The organism is Methylomonas sp. MED-D, from assembly GCF_050276835.1.
In the GTDB taxonomy this organism is placed as follows: domain Bacteria; phylum Pseudomonadota; class Gammaproteobacteria; order Methylococcales; family Methylomonadaceae; genus Methylomonas; species Methylomonas koyamae_A.
Genome location: NZ_CP189965.1, coordinates 1,774,020 through 1,793,237, shown reverse-complemented (window position 1 = coordinate 1,793,237; position 19,218 = coordinate 1,774,020). Strand labels below are relative to the sequence as shown.

General features: G+C 53.2%; 15 protein-coding genes. 14 read left to right on the top strand and 1 reads right to left on the bottom strand.

Going from position 1 to position 19,218, the window contains the following annotated elements; translation table 11 throughout:
• Positions 1–89: 89 nt before the first annotated feature.
• The gene (locus tag ACQE3E_RS07945; RefSeq protein ID WP_064029905.1) at positions 90–311 is read left to right on the top strand and encodes a DUF1289 domain-containing protein; all 222 of its coding nucleotides are present in this window, start codon (positions 90–92) and stop codon (positions 309–311) included.
• A gap of 692 nt (positions 312–1,003) precedes the next feature.
• Positions 1,004–2,896, top strand: a complete 1,893-nt coding sequence (locus tag ACQE3E_RS07940; protein ID WP_313728473.1) for an ATP-binding response regulator — start codon at positions 1,004–1,006, stop codon at positions 2,894–2,896.
• On the opposite strand, the gene ACQE3E_RS07935 is transcribed toward ACQE3E_RS07940, so the two are convergent.
• Complete coding sequence (locus tag ACQE3E_RS07935; RefSeq protein ID WP_083385844.1) at positions 2,841–3,521, bottom strand: response regulator; 681 nt, start codon at positions 3,519–3,521, stop codon at positions 2,841–2,843. The two genes, ACQE3E_RS07940 and ACQE3E_RS07935, sit on opposite strands and share 56 nt — an antisense overlap.
• Positions 3,522–3,661: 140 nt before the next feature.
• Here ACQE3E_RS07935 and ACQE3E_RS07930 point away from each other — a divergent pair, with 140 nt between their 5' ends.
• The 12 genes from ACQE3E_RS07930 to ACQE3E_RS07875 all read left to right on the top strand — a co-directional run bounded on the left by ACQE3E_RS07930 (position 3,662) and on the right by ACQE3E_RS07875 (position 19,185).
• Positions 3,662–4,120 carry a hypothetical protein gene (locus ACQE3E_RS07930; protein ID WP_313728474.1) on the top strand — a complete coding sequence of 153 codons (459 nt, stop codon included), beginning with the start codon at positions 3,662–3,664 and terminating at the stop codon, positions 4,118–4,120.
• A 233-nt stretch (positions 4,121–4,353) separates the two neighbouring features.
• Positions 4,354–5,319 (top strand): hypothetical protein, encoded by a 966-nt coding sequence (locus ACQE3E_RS07925; protein WP_427501465.1) that lies wholly within the window; start codon positions 4,354–4,356, stop codon positions 5,317–5,319.
• Positions 5,320–5,356: 37 nt separating this feature from the next.
• Complete coding sequence (locus tag ACQE3E_RS07920) at positions 5,357–6,244, top strand: hypothetical protein (protein WP_313728476.1); 888 nt, start codon at positions 5,357–5,359, stop codon at positions 6,242–6,244.
• A gap of 2 nt (positions 6,245–6,246) precedes the next feature.
• Positions 6,247–7,677, top strand: a complete 1,431-nt coding sequence (locus ACQE3E_RS07915) for an alkaline phosphatase D family protein (RefSeq protein WP_313728477.1) — start codon at positions 6,247–6,249, stop codon at positions 7,675–7,677.
• A 122-nt stretch (positions 7,678–7,799) separates the two neighbouring features.
• The gene (locus ACQE3E_RS07910; RefSeq protein ID WP_313728478.1) at positions 7,800–8,606 is read left to right on the top strand and encodes a hypothetical protein; all 807 of its coding nucleotides are present in this window, start codon (positions 7,800–7,802) and stop codon (positions 8,604–8,606) included.
• A 348-nt stretch (positions 8,607–8,954) separates the two neighbouring features.
• Positions 8,955–9,761: a hypothetical protein gene (locus tag ACQE3E_RS07905; protein ID WP_313728479.1), complete on the top strand. Its 807-nt coding sequence runs from the start codon at positions 8,955–8,957 to the stop codon at positions 9,759–9,761.
• Between the two features lie 198 nt (positions 9,762–9,959).
• Complete coding sequence (locus ACQE3E_RS07900; protein ID WP_313728480.1) at positions 9,960–12,038, top strand: S8 family serine peptidase; 2,079 nt, start codon at positions 9,960–9,962, stop codon at positions 12,036–12,038.
• Between the two features lie 174 nt (positions 12,039–12,212).
• The gene (locus ACQE3E_RS07895) at positions 12,213–13,025 is read left to right on the top strand and encodes a lipase family protein (protein ID WP_313728481.1); all 813 of its coding nucleotides are present in this window, start codon (positions 12,213–12,215) and stop codon (positions 13,023–13,025) included.
• A 522-nt stretch (positions 13,026–13,547) separates the two neighbouring features.
• Positions 13,548–15,173 carry a DUF2235 domain-containing protein gene (locus tag ACQE3E_RS07890; RefSeq protein WP_313728482.1) on the top strand — a complete coding sequence of 542 codons (1,626 nt, stop codon included), beginning with the start codon at positions 13,548–13,550 and terminating at the stop codon, positions 15,171–15,173.
• A 35-nt stretch (positions 15,174–15,208) separates the two neighbouring features.
• Positions 15,209–15,841: a glycoside hydrolase family 19 protein gene (locus ACQE3E_RS07885; RefSeq protein ID WP_313728483.1), complete on the top strand. Its 633-nt coding sequence runs from the start codon at positions 15,209–15,211 to the stop codon at positions 15,839–15,841.
• A gap of 775 nt (positions 15,842–16,616) precedes the next feature.
• Positions 16,617–17,840: a hypothetical protein gene (locus ACQE3E_RS07880; protein WP_427501464.1), complete on the top strand. Its 1,224-nt coding sequence runs from the start codon at positions 16,617–16,619 to the stop codon at positions 17,838–17,840.
• The gene (locus tag ACQE3E_RS07875; protein ID WP_427501463.1) at positions 17,824–19,185 is read left to right on the top strand and encodes a lipase family protein; all 1,362 of its coding nucleotides are present in this window, start codon (positions 17,824–17,826) and stop codon (positions 19,183–19,185) included. The genes ACQE3E_RS07880 and ACQE3E_RS07875 overlap by 17 nt, the downstream gene beginning before the upstream one ends.
• The last annotated feature ends 33 nt before the right edge of the window (positions 19,186–19,218 follow it).

Sequence of the window (19,218 nt, the reverse complement as noted above, 5' to 3'; positions counted from 1 at the left end):
ACCGCCACGGACGCGACCCCGAGCGCCGTCAAAGCACCCTAATCCCGGAACTCGATTCACCAACCTTCACTCTTTGAACAGGACAGACCATGAAATACAGCCCTTGTATCGACCAATGCACCAGCGACGGCAGCCATTGCCAAGGCTGCGGCCGTTCGCACCAGGAAATCGCCGACACCAAGAAACTGGTCAAATCCATTGTCGAATTCGTGCAACAACAGCAATACGACAATCCGGAAGACTTCGTGGCTAAGATAGGCAAAAGCGTACTGAAGAAACTTGCCAAGGCCGCCGAGGAAAACGCCGGCTGACGCGGCAAGTTCGGCCGCTGTAATTTTTGATGGCCGCCGACGTGCTGTAGAAAATTGGTAGTGTTGGAGCGGTACGAGCCGCTCTGACAGGCACCTTTGAAAATTCAATCCACATTCGGCGCGTTGGCTCGGAAAAACGCTTTGGCGATTGTCGGAACGGCTTCAGCCGCGATTGCGGGGGCGAAGTTCGTGTTACGAGAGTAACATTGAACCGTTACGACACGTTTTTTGCGGGGATGAGAAAGTCTGCCGCCTACTGCTACTTTGTCGGATTACTCAATGAACATTGTCATTCCGGCACGGATTGCCGGACCCGTTAGAGCGCGGAGCGAATCCGGACGCCACGGACGGATTTAAACATACCATCCATGGCACTGGAAGCCTGCTTCCCGGCGGGCATCGCGGTCTTGAACAGATCTGAACTAACCAATGCACATTTCGGCAATCGTGGCCCGTGTGCGTCCCCTCGTCCATCAGCACGCACCGAGTTTACCGGCGATATTGACGTCGCGTTCTAAACGGTAGCCGTTAAGTGTAGTCGAGGAATGCTATAGTTTCCCTGTTAGATTTTCACAATTGCCAAATCCGTCCGGACTAGGGACAATGCCGCTCGCATGAAAAATAACAATCAGCGCGGCTAGCCGGCTTCCTCATTCGTCAGCAAATGCCGCCGAGCACTCGGATATCGCGGCATGCAAAACTTCAGTCCTTACGCCAATCTAGCCAACCTCGCTTTTTTCAGAGCGCCGGCCAAACCCGATTTTTCCGCAGTCTTCAAAGCCTGTTGCGACGCTATAAGTCCCGGTCATTTATTCGCGATTCCCAAATTCGACGCCGCGTCCGAACAGGCGTTTTGGCGGGAACGTTACCAAGTATTGCTGGCTCCTCTGAAATGGGCGTTATTACTCGGTGCCGGCGCCTTCCTGGCCTACATCCTGCTGGATTTACACACTGGCGCCGACTCGATCGGCAATACCCTGCCGCGAATGCCCATCATCGCGGTACTGGTCGGCTTGTTCGCATATTTGCAAACTCATGAGGATGCCGTCCGCCAGATTGATACCATCGCTAAATGGAGCGCCGGCCTGTCGGCCGCGAATTTGCTTATCCTGTTCGTCATCGACGGCAAAGCGGCCGATTACCCATCGACCTGGCCCTGTTTACTGCCGATGTACTTTTTTAGTTACGGACAAATGTTCATGTCCTTGCGCGCGACGATCGGCTTCGGCTGGGCCACGTCGATCGCGATGCCGTTGGCCGGCCATGCCTTAGGTGTCGGCGCGGCGGACCTGATCTCGTCGATGATTAATCTGACCATCGTCAACCTGTTCGGCGTCTGCACCCGTTGCCAACTTGAAGCCTACGCCCGCAAATCCTTCCGGGAAAAACGCAATGCCCAGCAAAACGCCGACGACAAAGCGCGCTTCCTAGCGCAAATCGGCCACAACTTGCGCCAACCTCTACAAGCCTTGAATTGTTACGCCTCGGTGATTGAAACCGCCTGCGGCGAGCCGACTCAGGCACATTTAAAACCGCTGGCCAACCGCATGGGTTTGGCCATCGACGAACTGAGCCGCACCATCAACCATATCTTTCAGATCGCCAACGTCGAAAACGGCAAGCAAATCCCGCAACTCGCCAACGTCGATATCAATGTGTTTCTGGCGAGTCTGGAAACCCAATTCGCCCCGCAAACCGCCGCGCGCGGCCTGCGCCTAAAGGTCCGCTTGCGCCGCAAACCGCCTTACAACGTACATACCGATCCCAGCATATTGGCGCAAATCGTCGGCAATCTGATCGACAACGCCATCAAATACACCCGCTCGGGCTGGATCAGCGTGGCGGCGGTCAACATCGGCGCCGGCCGGCTAAAACTGCACATCCGCGACAGCGGCGCCGGAATCCCGGCCGAACTGCGCGACAAGATCTTCGAAGACGCGGTGCGCGGTAAACTCGGACGCGAAACCGACGCCACGACGCCGGGCCTGGGCATCGGCTTGTACTATGCGTCAACGATGGTACAACACTTGCCCAACCACACGATGAACCTTGATTCGCGCCCAGGCCGGGGCAGCGACTTTCAAGTCTATCTACCGATCGCGCACCAACAAGACGCCAACACCGGCGAGCCGGCCGTCACCGGCGACTTCAGCGGCCGCTACGTCTTGATCGTGGACGACGACGCCAAAGCCCTAGACGGCCTGGCCTGCCAGTTGCAAAGTTGGGGTTGTGAAGTGCAAACCGCCTTGTCGTTGGCCGACACCCACATGACACTGGCCGACAATCTGGCGATTCCGGACCTGCTAATTACCGACTTTTACTTGAAACAACACGAAACTGCTCACGACGTCATCGCCGCCGTCCACGCCGACTGCGGCCCGGTGCCGGTTCTGGTGCTCTCGGCAGACGGCATCTCCGAGCAAGACAAGGCACTGTGGCCGGCCCGTACCGGCTTGTTGCGCAAGCCGGCCAGTCCCAAGACGCTGATGGAAGCCATGCTGCGCACGATGGGTGAGACGCCGAATCAGCCTAGCTATTGCCCACTCCCGGCTTACCAAACACAATCCCTCGCACAAACAGCTTGACCAGCAACTCGGTGCGCCGAGTCACGCCGAACTTCAAAAAAATCGGCCGCAGGTGGTTGCGGACGGTTTGCTCCTGAATCGCCAATTGCAGCGCGATTTGCTTATTGCTGTAGCCGCGCGCGATCCAGCGCAAAATATCGAATTCGCGCGGCGTCAAACCCAGACTGGCCGGATCGGTAACCTGGGCCAGTCCGCTCGGCGCACCGGCGTCGCCGGCCGGCGTCTCGCCGGTCACCGTCGCCGGCAAATACACCCGGCCCGACAACAAATCGCGCAAGGCTTCGACAAACCCCTGCCGAGAAATCGTCTTGACCACGAAGCCCATCGCCCCCGCCTTCAAAGCCTGAAACACCAAATCCCGATCGCCGACTCCGGAAAACATCACCACGCACAGCTCCGGAAAATCCGCCTTCAGCTTCGCCAAGCCCTCCAAACCGCTGCAATCCGGCAGTTGCAAATCCAACAACACCAAATTCAACGGCTGGGCGTTGGCAATGGCCAGGCCAGCCGCGAAACTCTCCGCCTCGAACACTTGCACGTCCGGATAAATCTGCTTCAACAAACACGCCACCCCTTCGCGCGCGCAAAAGTGGTCGTCGATCAACAAAATATTCACAGTCTTCATCCCCGTGGCAAGCCTGATTAGAGGATTGTAACCCCGGACAGCCCGCAATAGACCCAGTACATTTGTACTAGTACGGAAAACAAGTGGCTTGGACAATGGCGTTACGGCAGAATCCGTGCAGACCCAAATAACGGACAAACATGGCGACTACACAAACTCAACTCGGTTGGCTACGGGATGTGAGCGTTGCGCGCGATTCTTGCGAACCGCGAGCCGAGGCTGTAACCCGGCCGCGTGCATCGCGGCGATTAACCACCACCGCCAAGCAAAAGCGCAGGCCGTTCGATCCGGGCCTCCGTCCTGCTCCCGGCTGGGATCATGGCGACCAGGATTGCCATACCGACAATGCCATTGTCGGCGCAATCAAACACTTAGAGCGCCTTGCCTTTGGCAAATATCTGGATGCCTCCCGATTGTTTCTTTACAAAGCCACCCGCACCTTGGCCAACGAAAAAGTTGTCGGCGGCCATGCGGTCGTTGCCATTGGCTACGACGACACCAAGAAAATCGGGAAAACAAGGGCGCGTTATCAATTAGAAACTCCTGGGGTGATACTTAGGGCGAAAAAGGTTACGACTGGTTGCCACATAAATATATAAAAGATGGCTTGACGGATGACTTTTGGGCGTTGGTTACGTCGGACCTCGAAGATACAAAATTGTTTAAAGATAGAATAACTTACAAATCCATGTCTATATTTTAATTAATTGCTAATAAAAAATAATTCACCATGAACAGAACAACTTATATTGCGTGCTTGCTATTTATAACTATTTCATTAACATCATGTTCAACCACACATTGGCTTTACAATGACTATGGTGTTTCTGACTTGGAATCATCATATGAAGATAAATCCAAGAATAATACGTTTATTTTACAAAAACTAAGCGAACATAAATTGGTCACGGATGACTGCACAAATAGTACGTTATTCAAAAGCGAAGATACCACCTGGAACAATAAATGTAGCACCCAAAGGACAACAGTAATAGGTGATCTAATTGCTATATCAAACGCCACTTGCGAAGAACATAAGCGGTCAATTTGGGGTAATGATGCAACATTCAATCTTGTCACAGGAACATTAACAAATGCGTTCTCGGGAGCAGCTACTGTGGTCACCGGTGGCGCTGGACAGGCAATTTTAGCTGGATTAGCCCTGTTCTCTAACGCTGAAAGATCACTAGGTAACGAAACTGTTTACAAAAACATGGTTGTGCCAGCGATAGTTCAGAAAATTGATGAATACAGAGCCTCCAAACTACAGGCTCTTAAACAAAACATTTACTTAAAACCTAAACCGTATACCGAGTACCCTTTAAACGTGGCTATTTTGGACTTATCGGATTATCACAATTCTTGTTCTTTTATGTTTGGCTTACAAAAAGCGGTACAAGAAGGAACAAAGGACTCAAGACCCGGACGTATTTCAGAATTAAATAATTTATTAAACAGACTATCAGAACAATTGGATACCAGAAGATATCGCTTAAAGACGGAAAAAGCCGTAAGTACTATTTCAGAAGAAGATCTAAACAAAGACACTCAATATTCGAGTATAAAAAATCGTTATATTGCTATTGCCGAGCAATTAAAAGCTCTAGAGTCTACACCTGCTAACGAATCAAGCTCATCCTCTACTCCAGAAGTTAAACCAGAAGTTAAACCAGAAGTTAAACCAGAAGTTAAACCAGAAGTTAAACCAGAAGTTAAACCAGAAGTTAAACCAGAAGTTAAACCAGAAGTTAAACCAGAAGTTAAACCAGAAGTTAAACCAGAAGATAAACCAGTATAACCTGAACTTTTAATTAAATTACTCAATACGGTATGTTATGTCAGTAGTTTTTAACGACCTATACGATGCAATTGGATTGACAGCAACATTTATTCCATTTCATCAAGGTATCATCGAATTATGGAAACTATTTGGGTCCAGAACCAGAAGATATTGGGAAGCATTAAACTATATAGTGTATGGCACAGAAAACGGATTCGATGATAACGAAGAACTGAAACGCTCTGCATCAGATATTCTAAAAGGATTTGTGGTTGGAATACCGACGACTTTCCCTAAAAGAATTCGTGATCATTATAAGAAATCTGGCAAACAAACGCGTCTAATTCAAAGCTTTTTATTACGCTCGGTTGGAGACAGCCCAATCACAGAGGTGTCAGATGCCGATATTCGCAATGTTTCGGATATATCAAAATTAATGGCACCCTTGGGAGTCCAACAGACAGCTACGGCATTAGATGAACTGATTCGTTTGAATATACGCAATCCTAATGATGCACAAAATATATTAGATGCAGTTCTAACCACCTTAGACGACCATAAGGATAAAATCTTAAAAAATACCTTACGGAACTGGATTAATATCTTAAGTACCGAAGGACAAGATGTAAGCCCTGCTCTATTTTATGTATGGAGGGTTCAGTTTATTGAATCTTTCCTACCTGGAGTAATTCGAGCCGAACGCGAACTCGCAAATGCGCTGAAGTCGGCTGAATTCCGCTATCACAGGCAACTTCGCTCATTTTCGGCGTTTCTTGCATTTATCGAGGCTATTTCAATTAATTTTGTTTTTATTGCGTCATGTTCATTTTATACACAAATCATTGGTTTTCTATTCGGATTTGGCGCTCTCACACTTGGGTCTGAAGCAGGTAAAAGTCTACTTCAAACTATAGTTGGAATTGGCGCCCGATTTAGGAGATAAATATGGCAGATCTTAAGCTGTATCCTGGAGCCATTAACGCTGAAGGCAATACATATTCGTTACGATTAAGAGTTGATGGTTGGCCTGCCCATTTACCATGCAAAGCAAGTAATCACCTAGAAATCGCTCCAAATAGCAATAATGAAAATATAATTGGTCTTGACCCAATACCTGGTGCATTAGGATTGGATAGCCACATCGCTCTAATCACCGGTCTTAAACCAAATGAGAATTACGAGATAAAACCAAAATTCCAAGCGAATAGAGATAAAGAAATTATCCGAATAAGAACCCCTCCTATTTCTTTAGATCATCCTGAAGAAGAGTTGGTTATTGCATTATCATCATGCTATTTTCCATCAGACCAATTTGTTGGATATCCGATAAGGATGAAAAATTTCATAAAAAACAACATCCCTCATCTCAAAATATTTTGTGGCGACCAGATATATGCGGATGTTCCAGCAGCATTCAATTCTATTGCACCAAAATTATTATATCAAATCCGCTACAAGGAAGCTTTTCAAATTTGCCGACTTGGAAACCTTCTCAAAACTGGAGCTAATGTGTTTACATGCGATGATCATGAATATTGGAACGGATATCCCGAAGCAATGCCTTATTTAACGAGAAGCTGGAGTGAGAATAAATCAAATTGGGCAAAATGTGGACAAGAAGCGTTTTGGAGAAATCAAGGTGTAATGAATATGATAGGAGAGTCTCCGCTTGAATTTGAGCGTTGCTGGGCTTCCTACAAATTAGCAGGTATAGACTTATTTATTTCAGATACGCGCACTGACCGTACAAATAGAGATTCCAACAAACCTCACACATTATCTGCCCCGCAAAAGTTAGCGTTAATATCATGGATTAATACAGTTGAACGAATTGGCTTGCTGGTCATTGGTCAACCATTGATGCTAAGGTCAACTAAATTTGATAACGCACTAGAAGACTATAGCCTAGAATATAATGAATTACTTGATGTTCTCGTGAAAAATATTAACGAACGAGCAGTAAGCTTTATTATCCTCACAGGGGATATTCACTGGGGGCGCTTAGTTTATTGGGTTTCGCCAAAAAATAGCCAAGCCAAACTGATTGAATTTGTATCATCCCCGCTGGCGAGAGTGGGTGGAATTAAAAGCTTGCTAAGCACTGAATATAACGTTGGCACACCAGAAGATGTAACACTAGACTTTAGTGAATTCTATACATATACAAATAAACTACCTGGATTCATGGGCGTAAGAGCGTTTTCTACAAACGCCAATAATTTTGGAATATTGAAAATAAACAAGCCTTATAAAAATTTTATAACAGCTGGGTTTGAGTTATTTAATGTTGATTTCCCCAACCCTGAAACGGCAATTGACAATTGGTTTATCTCAACAAATCAAAATAGATGCAAAATTGAAAATCTGCCAATTTGATGGAGCTGAATCTTAAGTTTCAACACAAAGTCGCTAACAATCAATCTATAGATTTGTTAGTAGCTACGATTCACGGCAGTGGCAAATATATTTAATTTTACAATCTGTTAAGGAGAAGGAATATGGCGAAGATCAACTTCACTTCAACATTAGGCATTGAATACGAGAAATTATTTAATTCTTGCGTAATTACCCCTAATAAACTACCTGAGATTGAAAGCCTCAATAACCAACTGATCAACAATCAAAAACGCTATCAAAGCGTGGCCGATCAGTTAGGCATACCGTGGTTTTTTATCGCCGTGATCCACAACATGGAAGCCAGCCAAAGCTTTAATAAGCATTTACATAACGGTGATCCTTTGACTGCCCGCACTATTCAGGTGCCGGCTGGTAGACCCAAAACCGGCAATGCACCGTTCACCTGGGAAGAAAGCGCCGTAGATGCTTTGACGCTGCGCGGCATCGGCGCAAAATCCGATTGGAGTTTGGCTGGAGTGTTATACCAACTGGAAGGCTACAACGGCTGGGGATACCGGTTGTTTCACGCTCATGTACTTACCCCCTATTTATGGTCGTATTCCAATCACTACTCCAGCGGAAAATACGTCTCCGACGGGACTTGGTCAGACACTGCCATTTCTAGGCAATGCGGCGCGGCCGTTTTGTTACGCCGCATGGCGGAATTACACCAAATCGAATTTTCTGACCAGCCTAGACCGAATAACGACACCGAACCTCTGCTGGTGAATTACTCGATTACAAAATCCACCGATTCGGCGGTCGTTAAGCGAGTTGAAGATTTGCAACGCTGGCTGAATACCTTCCCAGGCGTTTTCGTACAAATTGATGGTGTTCCCGGCGAGAAAACTTCAACTGCTTATAAGCAGGTTAACGGCTCGTTTTTACCAGGCGATCCTAGAAGTTAAACAGGCAATCCATTTTCAGTTAGAGTCTAAGTAGTTTAAATAATGACGGTTTTTTGGCCTATTTCCTGAGTATCGCTTTTGTTATCCAATTTTCTAGCGGAGAAATGTAATGAGTACTTCTAAATGTTGCGATAAACAGTAAGCCAGAATGCGTCAGCGGTTCCGCCAAGTGATACGTTGCACGAATTGGCGGATCGCCTATCGGCACTCGCCCTTGCGGCCCTAATAAAGACGCTAGACTATCCATGCCGTTCAACTTCAGAGAGGCCCATCATGTCACTAGGTTTCTATCGTCTCATTAAAGGCCGCTTGATTGTTCGGCAGCGGCAGTCGCCGGATGGGGACAGCATGCGTTTTATTGCCAACGACATGTCGCTGTTCGAGGGACTGCCGCACTTCGCGCCGCCCAGTGTGGCCGGCGGCGAGGAGAGTTATCAACTCCGTTTTCAGGCCATCGACACGCCGGAGCTGCATTACGGTGGTGCGGCGCAACCCCACGGCATGGAAAGCCGCAACGGGCTTTTGAGGTGGCTGGGTGTCGATCCAGCGGAATGGAACTGGAGTGTCGCACCCAGCGGCTTCGAGTGGGAAACCGAGGCGGCCATACTGTGCGACGGCTTCGAAGGCCACGGCAGACCTATCGCCTTTGTGCTGCGGGAATTGGACGACGATGACGGCGCCGATGTAAAGCTCACCGAAGCCCTACTCGGCAAAACCTACAACTATCACGCCGTCAAAACCGGACTTACATACTTGGGCCTTTATTCGGGCGGACTATCGTTCGATATTCAATCCAAATTGATCGCGACCTATAAAAAAGCCAAGACGGCCAAATTAGGACTCTGGAAATTGGACCGAACCAAGCGGTTTACCGCGACTCGTCTGGAGGATCTGGAGCCCGAGCAAGGCAGTTTGATTTATCCGAAGATTTTCCGGCGGTGCGTAGACGCCTTGCGCTGGGCCGGCGGCGAATTCGAGCCGGGCCGCGACCTTGACGATTTTCTGGCGGAGTTGCCGAGAGAGGACGACCAGTTAATGGCCCATATCAGCCACGGCGGCCGACTCAAGAGCCGGCTCAGTCAGGTGCTGGAGCAGGTCAATAATCAGATTAGGATAGAAGTTGATCTGAACACGGTGGAGTTTGTGTCGAAGTAACAAAAAAACCAGCTCTGGCAAAACGGAATACTTTAGCGGCTAGCGTTTCCACCGCGCGATTTGATCGATGAACCGGCGGAACGCCTATCGCCGCCCGCTTTACCTTTCCAAAGGCTGCGTTTCGATAAGCAATCAAAAATTCTCTCGGTGTCAGCCGTAGCAATGCGTTAACGCAAATTTCTTTTCGAGGAGTCCACCATGCCCACCATCCACTTCGGCAGTAAAAACGAGCCCGGATTCGATCTGGAAGCCGGCGACGATTTAATCGCGGTGCGGACCCGGAGCGGCCGATCGATCACTCAAAGCAGAGGCGCCGTGCCCAACCCCAATTCGGCTCAGTTGAATGATGGCGTGTTGGTGGCGGCCTACCCCGACGTCGGCGTCGAGGTGTATCGAGTGCCGCCGACGCGCTCGCTCGGCGACCGAAAAGCCGCCCTGCGCGCCGTGCCGGACGTGCGCTTCGCCGGTGGGGTGTTGATCGATCCCGGCACCCGCGAGCCGGTGCTGTACACCGAAAATCTGTTCGTCAAATTCGTCGATAGCGCCGACCCGGACGACTGTAGCGCGCTGTTGACCGGCCTCGGTTTGCGGATCAAGGAACAAGTCAGCTACGCCACCAACGCCTACTTCGTCGGCGCCGTCGAAGGCACCGGGCAGAAGGTATTCGATATTGCCGATGAGCTGTTGCAACGCGACGACGTGGAGTATTGCCATCCGGAACTGATCCGGCCGCGCACTCGCAAGAGTATTTTCCCGCAGCAGTGGCATTTAAAGAAGACCGAGGTGAATGGCGTCGGCATCGACGCCCATGCCAATGTCGAGGCCGCTCACGCCGTGACCCTCGGTGACGGCGTGACAATCGCGCTCATTGATGACGGCGTGGACATCGATCATCCGGAGTTTTCCGGCACCGGTAAAGTGGTCGCGCCCAGGGATGTCACCAGCAAAACCGGCGATCCCAGACCCAAGGACAAGGGCTTTCCGGACGACCACGGCACCGCCTGCGCCGGCGTCGCCTGCGCGAACGGCACGCTCGGTGCTTCCGGCGTCGCGCCCAACGCCCGGCTGATGCCGATTAGGCTGGCGTCCGGCCTGGGCTCGATCGAGGAGGCCAACGCCTTCAAATGGGCCGCCGACCACGGCGCGGACGTGATTTCTTGCAGTTGGGGACCGGCCGACGGCGAGTGGTGGAACCTCGGCGATCCAGCGCACCAGCAAATCACCCGCCTACCGGCCAGTACCAAATTGGCGATCGACTACGCCGTGACCAACGGCCGCGGCGGCAAGGGCTGCGTGATTCTGTTCGCCGCCGGCAATGGCAACGAGTCGGTCGATAACGACGGTTATGCCAGTTACGACAAACTGATGGCCGTCGCGGCCTGCAACGACCAAGGCAAACGCAGCGTTTACAGCGATTTCGGCAACGCGGTGTGGTGCGCCTTCCCGAGCAGCGATTTGGGCCTAGCCCAGCTGAACCATCCGGAACCGTTGACGCCGGGGATTTGGACCACCGACCGGCTCGGCCAAAAAGGCTACAACGCCGGCAGCGTCGCCGACGGCGATAACGACGGCAGCTTTACCAACAGTTTTGGCGGCACCTCCAGCGCCTGCCCCGGCGCGGCCGGCGTGGCGGCCTTGGTACTGGCGGTCAATCCCAATCTAAAGTGGTTCGAGGTCAAGGAGTTGTTCAAACGCGCCTGCGACCGGATCGATCCGCAACAAGGCAACTACGACGCCAACGGCCATAGTCCGAAATACGGCTACGGCCGTTTGAACGCGCTGACCGCCGTCAATCTGGCGAAGCCGCAACCCCGTAATAGCGTCAAGGTCAGCCGAGTCTTCGACGCGCCGATACCGGACCTGCGAACGGTTGAGTTCACGCTGGCGGTCGCCGACAACTCGCCGATGGAAGCCATCGCGGTATCGGTGGACATCAAGCATAGCTACATCGGCGATCTGCTAGTCGCGGTGCTGCCGCCGGCCGGCACCGGCGTGAAACCGATCGTGTTGCACAATCGAGCCGGCGGCGCGGCAAAAAATCTAAAGAAGACCTACGACAGAAGCACCGCTCCGGATCTGGCCAAGTTGTTAGGCAAGGATTGCTCGGGAAATTGGACCTTACACATCGAGGACAAGGCGCCCCGAGACATCGGCACACTGGTGTCGTTTGGCATTGAGCTAGTATTCGCGCACCCGAGTCGGAACTTGTCGGCGAGCGGGCCGTCTAGCGCGACCAGCAAGCCCAAGCGAGTGAACCGCGCCGCAAAATCAAGTTGATTTGGTCACTTTGGCTCGCGCGACGACGCTTTATCCTAGCGGCAACGGCTTGGGGTAGCGCGAATAAAGGGCAGGATGCTCAGTTCAGCCACCCGCCTCCCGGCCGGCGTCGGTACCCAATAGCTCACGCCGACAAGGCCACTGGCTTTTTTGTAATCAAACGGAGGACATCAGATGAAACAACTCAGCATCGAACCCAACAACACCCAATTTTCGCTGCCGAACGCCTATGCGCTGGCCCTGGCGTCGAAGCTGGCCTATGCCGGCGAAGCCGAAGTCTTGAACAAACTGTCGGTACAAGGCTTTAACGGCCGCTTCATCGACGGCAGCAAGATTCCCGGTTCGCGCCAGGATACTCAAGCTTTTATCGCCCACAGCGGCAGTGCGATCGTGATCGCGTTTCGCGGCACCGAGAAAGTGCCGGACGACTGGTGTACCGACGCCAAGATGGCGTTTCGCGTGACGCCGCACGGCCACATTCACACCGGCTTCGACGATGCCCTGGACGCCATTTGGAATACCTTGGTCGATACCCTGGAAAGCGTCCATCAATACGGTCAATCGCTGTGGCTGACCGGGCATAGCCTGGGCGGCGCGTTGGCGGTGCTGGCCGCCGCGCGCTTGAGTCTGGAAATCGATCAACGCATCTACAAATCGATCAACGGCTTGTACACCTTCGGCCAACCTCGGGTCGGCGATCGCCGCTTTGTCGGCGAGCTTGACCAAGCCTTGAAGCCGCGCTATTTCCGCTTCGTTAACGATAACGACATCGTGCCGCGCGTGCCGGACCGGCTCAACCAATACCAGGAAGGCGGCAGCATTCGCTTCTTCGATTCGGAAGGCAAATTACACGAGGATGTCGGTTACTGGTTTAAATTCATGGAGCGGATTAAAGGTTCGCTAAACCAGAAACTGGATTTAATTCCATCCTTTATCGAGCATCATTTTATCGATCACTATATTCAAAACATCGAGAAGAATTTATAAGGCGGGGCCGGTCGGCGTTATTAACCCGGCGCTATTTATCACTGGTAATCCGTTCGGGCTGATCTCGGCTAAGCCCAGGCTGGCATGCCCTTCGACAGGGCTCTCCTGAGCGCAGCCGAAGGACTCAGGGCGAACGGTATTCAAGGGCCGGATTAATTCTACCTTGCCAGATAATCGGTAGTGCTCGTCATTTCGGCAGGGATTGCCGAAATCCAGACTCCACGGACGGATCGAAGCTTGCCATCCATGGCACTGGATGCCCGCTTCCCGGCGGGCATGACGGCGTTGCGTAAATCTGACAAAGTAGAAGTGATAACCCTAAATAAACCTTGAACTTAAAAAATAGCTGTCGGCTTACGTTGCGGCCGAATGAAAAATCGGCATTCGATCATCGGCCCGACAAGGCGTTTTTTCCGCGCTGAACTAAACTGCCGAGGTAACAAGCGTTAGGGCCGAGAGCCATTTATCTCGGTGTTTAAATAATAAGAACAAACTCTTCGCCAATTTCAAGAGAGGTATTCCATGAGCAATAAAAATATCGTGCTGTGCTCGGACGGCACCGGCAACAAAGGCGGGTATGGTAGCGACAGCAACGTGTACAAAACCTATAAGGCCGTGGACGTCACCAGCGGCAAGGCTCATCAATTCACGTTTTACGACCAAGGGGTCGGCACCGACAAGAGCGACACCAGCAAAAACAAATACTGGACCGCGATGTCCGGCGCATTCGGTTTCGGTTTTCAAAAAAACGTGCTCCATCTGTACCACTTCCTGGCCAGATGCTACGTACCCGGCGACAACATCTTTTTATTCGGTTTCAGCCGCGGCGCGGCGACCGTGCGCGCCTTTGCCGGATTTTTAAACGCTTGCGGCTTGATCGATCCCAAACACTTCTTAAAGACCGACGGCTCGATCGATTCCGCGGTGCTATCGGGCTTGGTCAAGCAAGCCATGACCTGCTACGGCACCGGAAATCCGGACCAACATCAGCAGTTCAAAAAACAATTCGCGTTCCAAGATCCAAACCACGCACCCGACGGCAACCTGAAGATCCATTTCGTCGGCGTTTGGGATACCGTGTCGGCGTTGGGCTTTCCCAAGGACTTCAGCGTTCTGCTGCAAGGCTTCGGTCGAAGCATGGACTGGTTAACCGATCATAGCCCGTGGTGGAAGCATAGCTTTTACGATTACAAACTGAATAACGCCATCCAAAATGCCTATCACGCGATCGCCATCGACGACGATCGGGAAACCTTTCATCCCTTGGTTTGGGACGAGCGCGACTACGACCATTACGTCGAGCAAGTCTGGTTTGCCGGAGTGCATTCCAACGTCGGCGGCGGCTACCCGCGCACCGGCATGTCCGACGTGGCCTTGGTCTGGATGCTGGAAAAAGCCATGGCCCACGGCTTGGTTATCTACGACGACGTGTTGGCAAGCTATCGGGACGGCGCCAACATTTACGACAAACTCTACGATTCGCGCGACGGCTTGGCGATGTATTACCGCTACGGACCGCGCAATTTGGCCGAGTTATCCAAAGATTCCAAAACCGGCAAGTGGCTGCTTAAAAACGACGCCGACATCGCCATTCACCGCAGTGCGTTCCGAAAAATCCTGGAAGTCAGCGAGGCCTATGCACCCGATGGCCTGCCGCCTAAATTCAATGTGGTAGACCACAAGTTCGACGCAAACAATCCGCCTGCGGCGGCGGCCTCCAAGGTGGTACTGACCGTGGATACCTCGGCAAAATCCGCCGCTTGGCAGCAACTTAGCGCCGAGGCCGACGCCGTCATTAACGCCAGGAAACACTTGTACGTCTGGTTCTCGGAACTGACGATGGCGATCATCCTAGCGTCGTGGTTTATGTGGGTCTATCCGCCCGATTCGGTAACCAACCTGACCAGCGGCGGCTTCAGCGGCTCGATTTCGGATTTGCTGCGTTATCTGACACCGGTATTCTTCGAAAACTTTATCCGCTACGTGGTGGAAGTCCACGGCTGGATTTCTCTGCTGATGCTCGGCACGTTGGCGGCGCTGTATTACCGGCGCAATTCCTTGCTCAATAAACTGGATCAAACCTGCCAGGACATGGCGACCTTGATAAAACTCGTCCTCACGGCGCAAAAAAACAGCGCTCAACCGTGAAGTCCCAGCCAAGAATACTCGTACGGAGGTGACCCATGATAGATGCCAACCTAATCAAATCCGCGCTGCCGCAATGTAAGTCGCCCGATATCTGGGCGGCGGCGTTGAACCCGGCGATGGAGCAATTTCAAATCAACAATCCCGGCCGCATCGCCTGCTTTCTGGCCCAGACCGGCCACGAATCCGGTCAATTCAACCGCTTGACGGAAGGCCTGTTCTACAAAACCGCCGCGCGGCTGGTAGCAGTGTGGCCCAAGCGCTTTCCGACCGAAGCCGTCGCCGCGCCCTATGTCGCCAACGAAGAAAAGCTAGCCAATTACATTTACGCCAACCGGATCGGCAACGGCCCGGAAAGCTCCGGCGACGGCTACCGGTTTCGCGGCCGGGGCTTGATTCAAATCACCGGCCGCAGCAATTACGCCGATGTCGGCAAGGCCTTGGGCGTGGATTTGCTCGCGCAACCGGAATTGTTGATCGAACCGAAATGGGCGGCTTTGAGCGCCGCCTACTTTTGGTTCGGTCACGGTTTGAATGCCTTGGCCGACGACCAAACCGACGACAACGACGTCGAGGACTTCACCGCGATCACCAAGAAAATCAACGGCGGCACCGCCGGCTTGCAGGATCGCTTGGCTTTGTATCGGACCATCAAGCCGTTGGTGCAATAGGCGGAAAGTCGTATGGCGCGTGGCTCGCCCAATCGGCGAGCCGGGCTGTTCGATGCCTTCGACGGCAAACCCTGGTCGAAATCGCAGCGATGAGCCGGTGGACTGAGCGAAACCGAAATCCGCTTCGGCTTCGCTCAGCGAACGGTTGGTGAGGTTAAATCTCGGCTTTCGCCCAGTCTCGGCCAACACTTGTTACATCAGCGACTATAGGCGGCTTCCATCTCGATCGAGGGCTTCCGGCGGAGCATATGCTTGCAGCCTCCGCTAAAGCGCCTCCCACCATGGATTTAAGCGACGGCGTCCACCAACGCGGGTTTAATCGAAACAGGTCTGGGAGCGCCTGTAACGCACGCGCCGGAGTGCAAACCTAGGTTTGCAACTCCAGTTTGCCGGAGAAGCACCTACTTTCGGCGCTTATAGCAGGTGCAATCAAAGGTGTCCGGCGCCGGAATTGCGACAAAAGAGTCTCGGCAACATGCACCCTAGGCAACAGCCAGACCAGGGAAAGCGCCTGTAAGGCTCGCTCCGGAGTGCAAACCTAGGTTTGCGACTCCAGCTTGGTGGTGGCGCTTCCCGATTAGCCGCGACTCTGACCGGCGCACCAATTTAAATGTGAGCCACCTAACAGTTTTTGATATTGCTTCTATACTCGATCCGCGCGGAATCGGGACGTGGCGCGGTTGATGACACAGGGTGCAAGCGCGCCGGAACGGACACGGCAACGGCCTGAACGGTTGCCGAACATAAAAATGACTCACGCCAATGAGGACAAACCATGGACCACTCAAACAACAACACTTCACGACTGCTACCCTGGCTGCTGGCCCTGTCCACCGGCCTGATCGCCGGCTGTGCCGATGCGCCGAAGGCGCCACTGACCACGTTAGGCCAATTGCCGGCGTTCGAGAAAATCAAGGACAAACTAGAGGTCTTGAACCTGACGCTGCCCAAGCCGGAATTCAATATCGACGCCGCCCGCTTCGTCGGCTGCATGGCGCCGTTGACGTCGCGCCTCGAACCCGGCTTGGCCAAGGTACTCGGCGAAGTTGAAGAGAAAACCGACGAACTCAAAGCCAAACTCGACACGCTGGAAGGCTTGAACGACCGCAATCTGCTGGGCAAGCAATCGCTGATAGCCGATCTGCTGGACAAGCTGACGACCTCGCCGCACCTGGAAGGCCCGGCCGGTCTGGCCGAAAAAATCAAGGACGATCTGGTCGAACATCGCAAACACTTTAAACAGCGGGTCAATACAGAAAAGGAATTTCTGGAAGCCGACACCCGGCAAGCCCTGAAGCTCGAAGAAGAATATCTAAAGGCCTATTTTAAAAAAGGCGGCGCGCAACTGGTTTCGCAAATCATCCAAGACCCCGCCGAGCAAACCGAGTTGCAGCAGCAAACCGCGTCGCTGTTAAAGCTGAAAGCCGACGATCCTCGCTTGGATAAGGTTTTGAACCTGGTCAACAAGCAACTTGCCAAATCGACAGGCAAACTGGCCAAAAAAAGTCCCGGCTTCGTCGGTCGCGACGGCACCCAATACGGCTTTCCGGGCATCGTCGAAACCGGCACACACGTCAGCATCGACCACAGCCAAGTCGCCGCCGACACCTTGCGCATCGCCCTGGAAGCCGTCCGCGACCATTACGCGCCGTTACCGGTTCTGCCGAATACCAACGCCGCCGCCAGCTTGACCGATTACGTCATTGATTTCAGCAAACCGGTGCACTGGGTTTACGACCGCCGCGCCGGTACATCCGCCGACATCAGCATCGACGAAGCCGGCTTCCAAGAAATCGAGGCCCATGCCCGTAAAGCCGAAGCCAGTGTGGCCGGCGCGGTCGGCAAGGCCATTCGCGGCGGGTCCTGGGGCGCGTTGAACAACGAAGCGGTCGCCAAACTGGTGGAAACCGCCGCCGGCGTCGTCGCCCGCCACGTCACCGAGCGCGCCCAATGGTGCGTAAAAGCCCAAGCCGGAGAAGCCCATGCCACGACGCCATAACGCCTGCACTGCCCACAAGCTGGGTTTGGCCCTGATTCCATTCATCATTACCGGATGCACGACGATGCCGACAAATTATTCGCTAGAAGCCTATCAACAACTCCGAGACAGCGGCCTGCCGCCGGTAAGGCCGGCCTGGGGCGGCTTCGACGCCACCGAAGCCACTTCGTTGCTGGAGCTTTGCATAGAACTGAACAACCAGGACGACCGCAACAATCCCAATTTGCCCGACCCCAACCATCAATACCAAGCCAAGCCGGCCGGCTGGCAACTGGCCTACGACAGCCGCCAGCCCGGCAACACCGAATGGAACCGGATCTGGCCGTGGGACGGGCACGGCGACAACCCCAACGACATCAAGACCAACGGTCTGAAACCGTTGAACAACGCTTGGCTGTTGGCGCAATCGACCAGCGATCCCGGCCATGTCGCGATTGCGATACGCGGCACGGTCGGCGAACGGCGCAGCATCCTGGCGGACGCTTACGCGACGACGATCCCCGCCTACGCCGGCGTCGAGTACCCCGAGAATAAACCGCTGCCCATCGTGTTCGCCGCCACCCCGGACGCCGAAGTTCACCTGGGTTTCGGTTACGCCGCGTTTTCGCTGTTGTTCGATCCCGAGCGAGGTATCCTGACGCAACTACAACAGCGACTGGCGCAACAAGCGATTACCAAAATCACGGTGACCGGCCACAGTCAGGGCGCGGCGGTCGCCACGCTGATTCACGCCTTTTTGTATTACGCCACCAGCGACGAGCACAATCCCTACCAACTGGCGTTCACCGCCAAGCCGGCGCTGAAATCCTATCTGTTTGCCCAGCCCAAGCCCGGCAATCTGCAATTTTCCCAGGATTTCGCCCGTATCGCCGCCGAAACCGCTTATGTCATCAACAACGACAGAGACCCGGTCCCGCAAGTGCCTCTCAGTCTGGAAACCGTCTCGGAAGTCGCCGAATTCGTCGAAGAAGACAACGTCAGCGTCGGCGGGCCGCTGGACCATGTCATCGATGCCGTCACCAGCGCCAAAAACGCCATCCGCGGATCGATAGCCGAAATGTTTACCGGCCACCTGGCCGACGATTTCGAGGAAACCGGCATCGCCGCCTCCGTTGAGCGCTACTTTGGCGATACCGCGATCGAGCTGCCGGATCTAAAACCCAAGTCGCTGAACTACACGCTGGCTGGCCAACTGATCCCGGTGTTCGGCCTGACCAAGGGCGGCGATTGTTACACCATCGGCGACCGCCCGGACATCCTGTTGCAACACCACGCCACCAGCTACCGCAAATTGATCGCGATGCAGTTGTTGGGCAAGCGCGACGACTGTGCCGGCGGGCACTGAGGCCAGGAAAGTCAGTCTGCCCGGTAACGCATT

What these genes read in the sequence shown, in the direction of transcription:
- ACQE3E_RS07945 (WP_064029905.1), top strand. Translation starts at nt 90, where the DNA reads ATGAAATACAGCCCTTGTATCGACCAATGCACCAGCGACGGCAGCCAT.
- ACQE3E_RS07940 (WP_313728473.1), top strand. Translation starts at nt 1,004, where the DNA reads ATGCAAAACTTCAGTCCTTACGCCAATCTAGCCAACCTCGCTTTTTTC.
- ACQE3E_RS07935 (WP_083385844.1), bottom strand. Translation starts at nt 3,521, where the DNA reads ATGAAGACTGTGAATATTTTGTTGATCGACGACCACTTTTGCGCGCGC.
- ACQE3E_RS07930 (WP_313728474.1), top strand. Translation starts at nt 3,662, where the DNA reads ATGGCGACTACACAAACTCAACTCGGTTGGCTACGGGATGTGAGCGTT.
- ACQE3E_RS07920 (WP_313728476.1), top strand. Translation starts at nt 5,357, where the DNA reads ATGTCAGTAGTTTTTAACGACCTATACGATGCAATTGGATTGACAGCA.
- ACQE3E_RS07915 (WP_313728477.1), top strand. Translation starts at nt 6,247, where the DNA reads ATGGCAGATCTTAAGCTGTATCCTGGAGCCATTAACGCTGAAGGCAAT.
- ACQE3E_RS07910 (WP_313728478.1), top strand. Translation starts at nt 7,800, where the DNA reads ATGGCGAAGATCAACTTCACTTCAACATTAGGCATTGAATACGAGAAA.
- ACQE3E_RS07905 (WP_313728479.1), top strand. Translation starts at nt 8,955, where the DNA reads ATGCGTTTTATTGCCAACGACATGTCGCTGTTCGAGGGACTGCCGCAC.
- ACQE3E_RS07900 (WP_313728480.1), top strand. Translation starts at nt 9,960, where the DNA reads ATGCCCACCATCCACTTCGGCAGTAAAAACGAGCCCGGATTCGATCTG.
- ACQE3E_RS07895 (WP_313728481.1), top strand. Translation starts at nt 12,213, where the DNA reads ATGAAACAACTCAGCATCGAACCCAACAACACCCAATTTTCGCTGCCG.
- ACQE3E_RS07890 (WP_313728482.1), top strand. Translation starts at nt 13,548, where the DNA reads ATGAGCAATAAAAATATCGTGCTGTGCTCGGACGGCACCGGCAACAAA.
- ACQE3E_RS07885 (WP_313728483.1), top strand. Translation starts at nt 15,209, where the DNA reads ATGATAGATGCCAACCTAATCAAATCCGCGCTGCCGCAATGTAAGTCG.
- ACQE3E_RS07880 (WP_427501464.1), top strand. Translation starts at nt 16,617, where the DNA reads ATGGACCACTCAAACAACAACACTTCACGACTGCTACCCTGGCTGCTG.
- ACQE3E_RS07875 (WP_427501463.1), top strand. Translation starts at nt 17,824, where the DNA reads ATGCCACGACGCCATAACGCCTGCACTGCCCACAAGCTGGGTTTGGCC.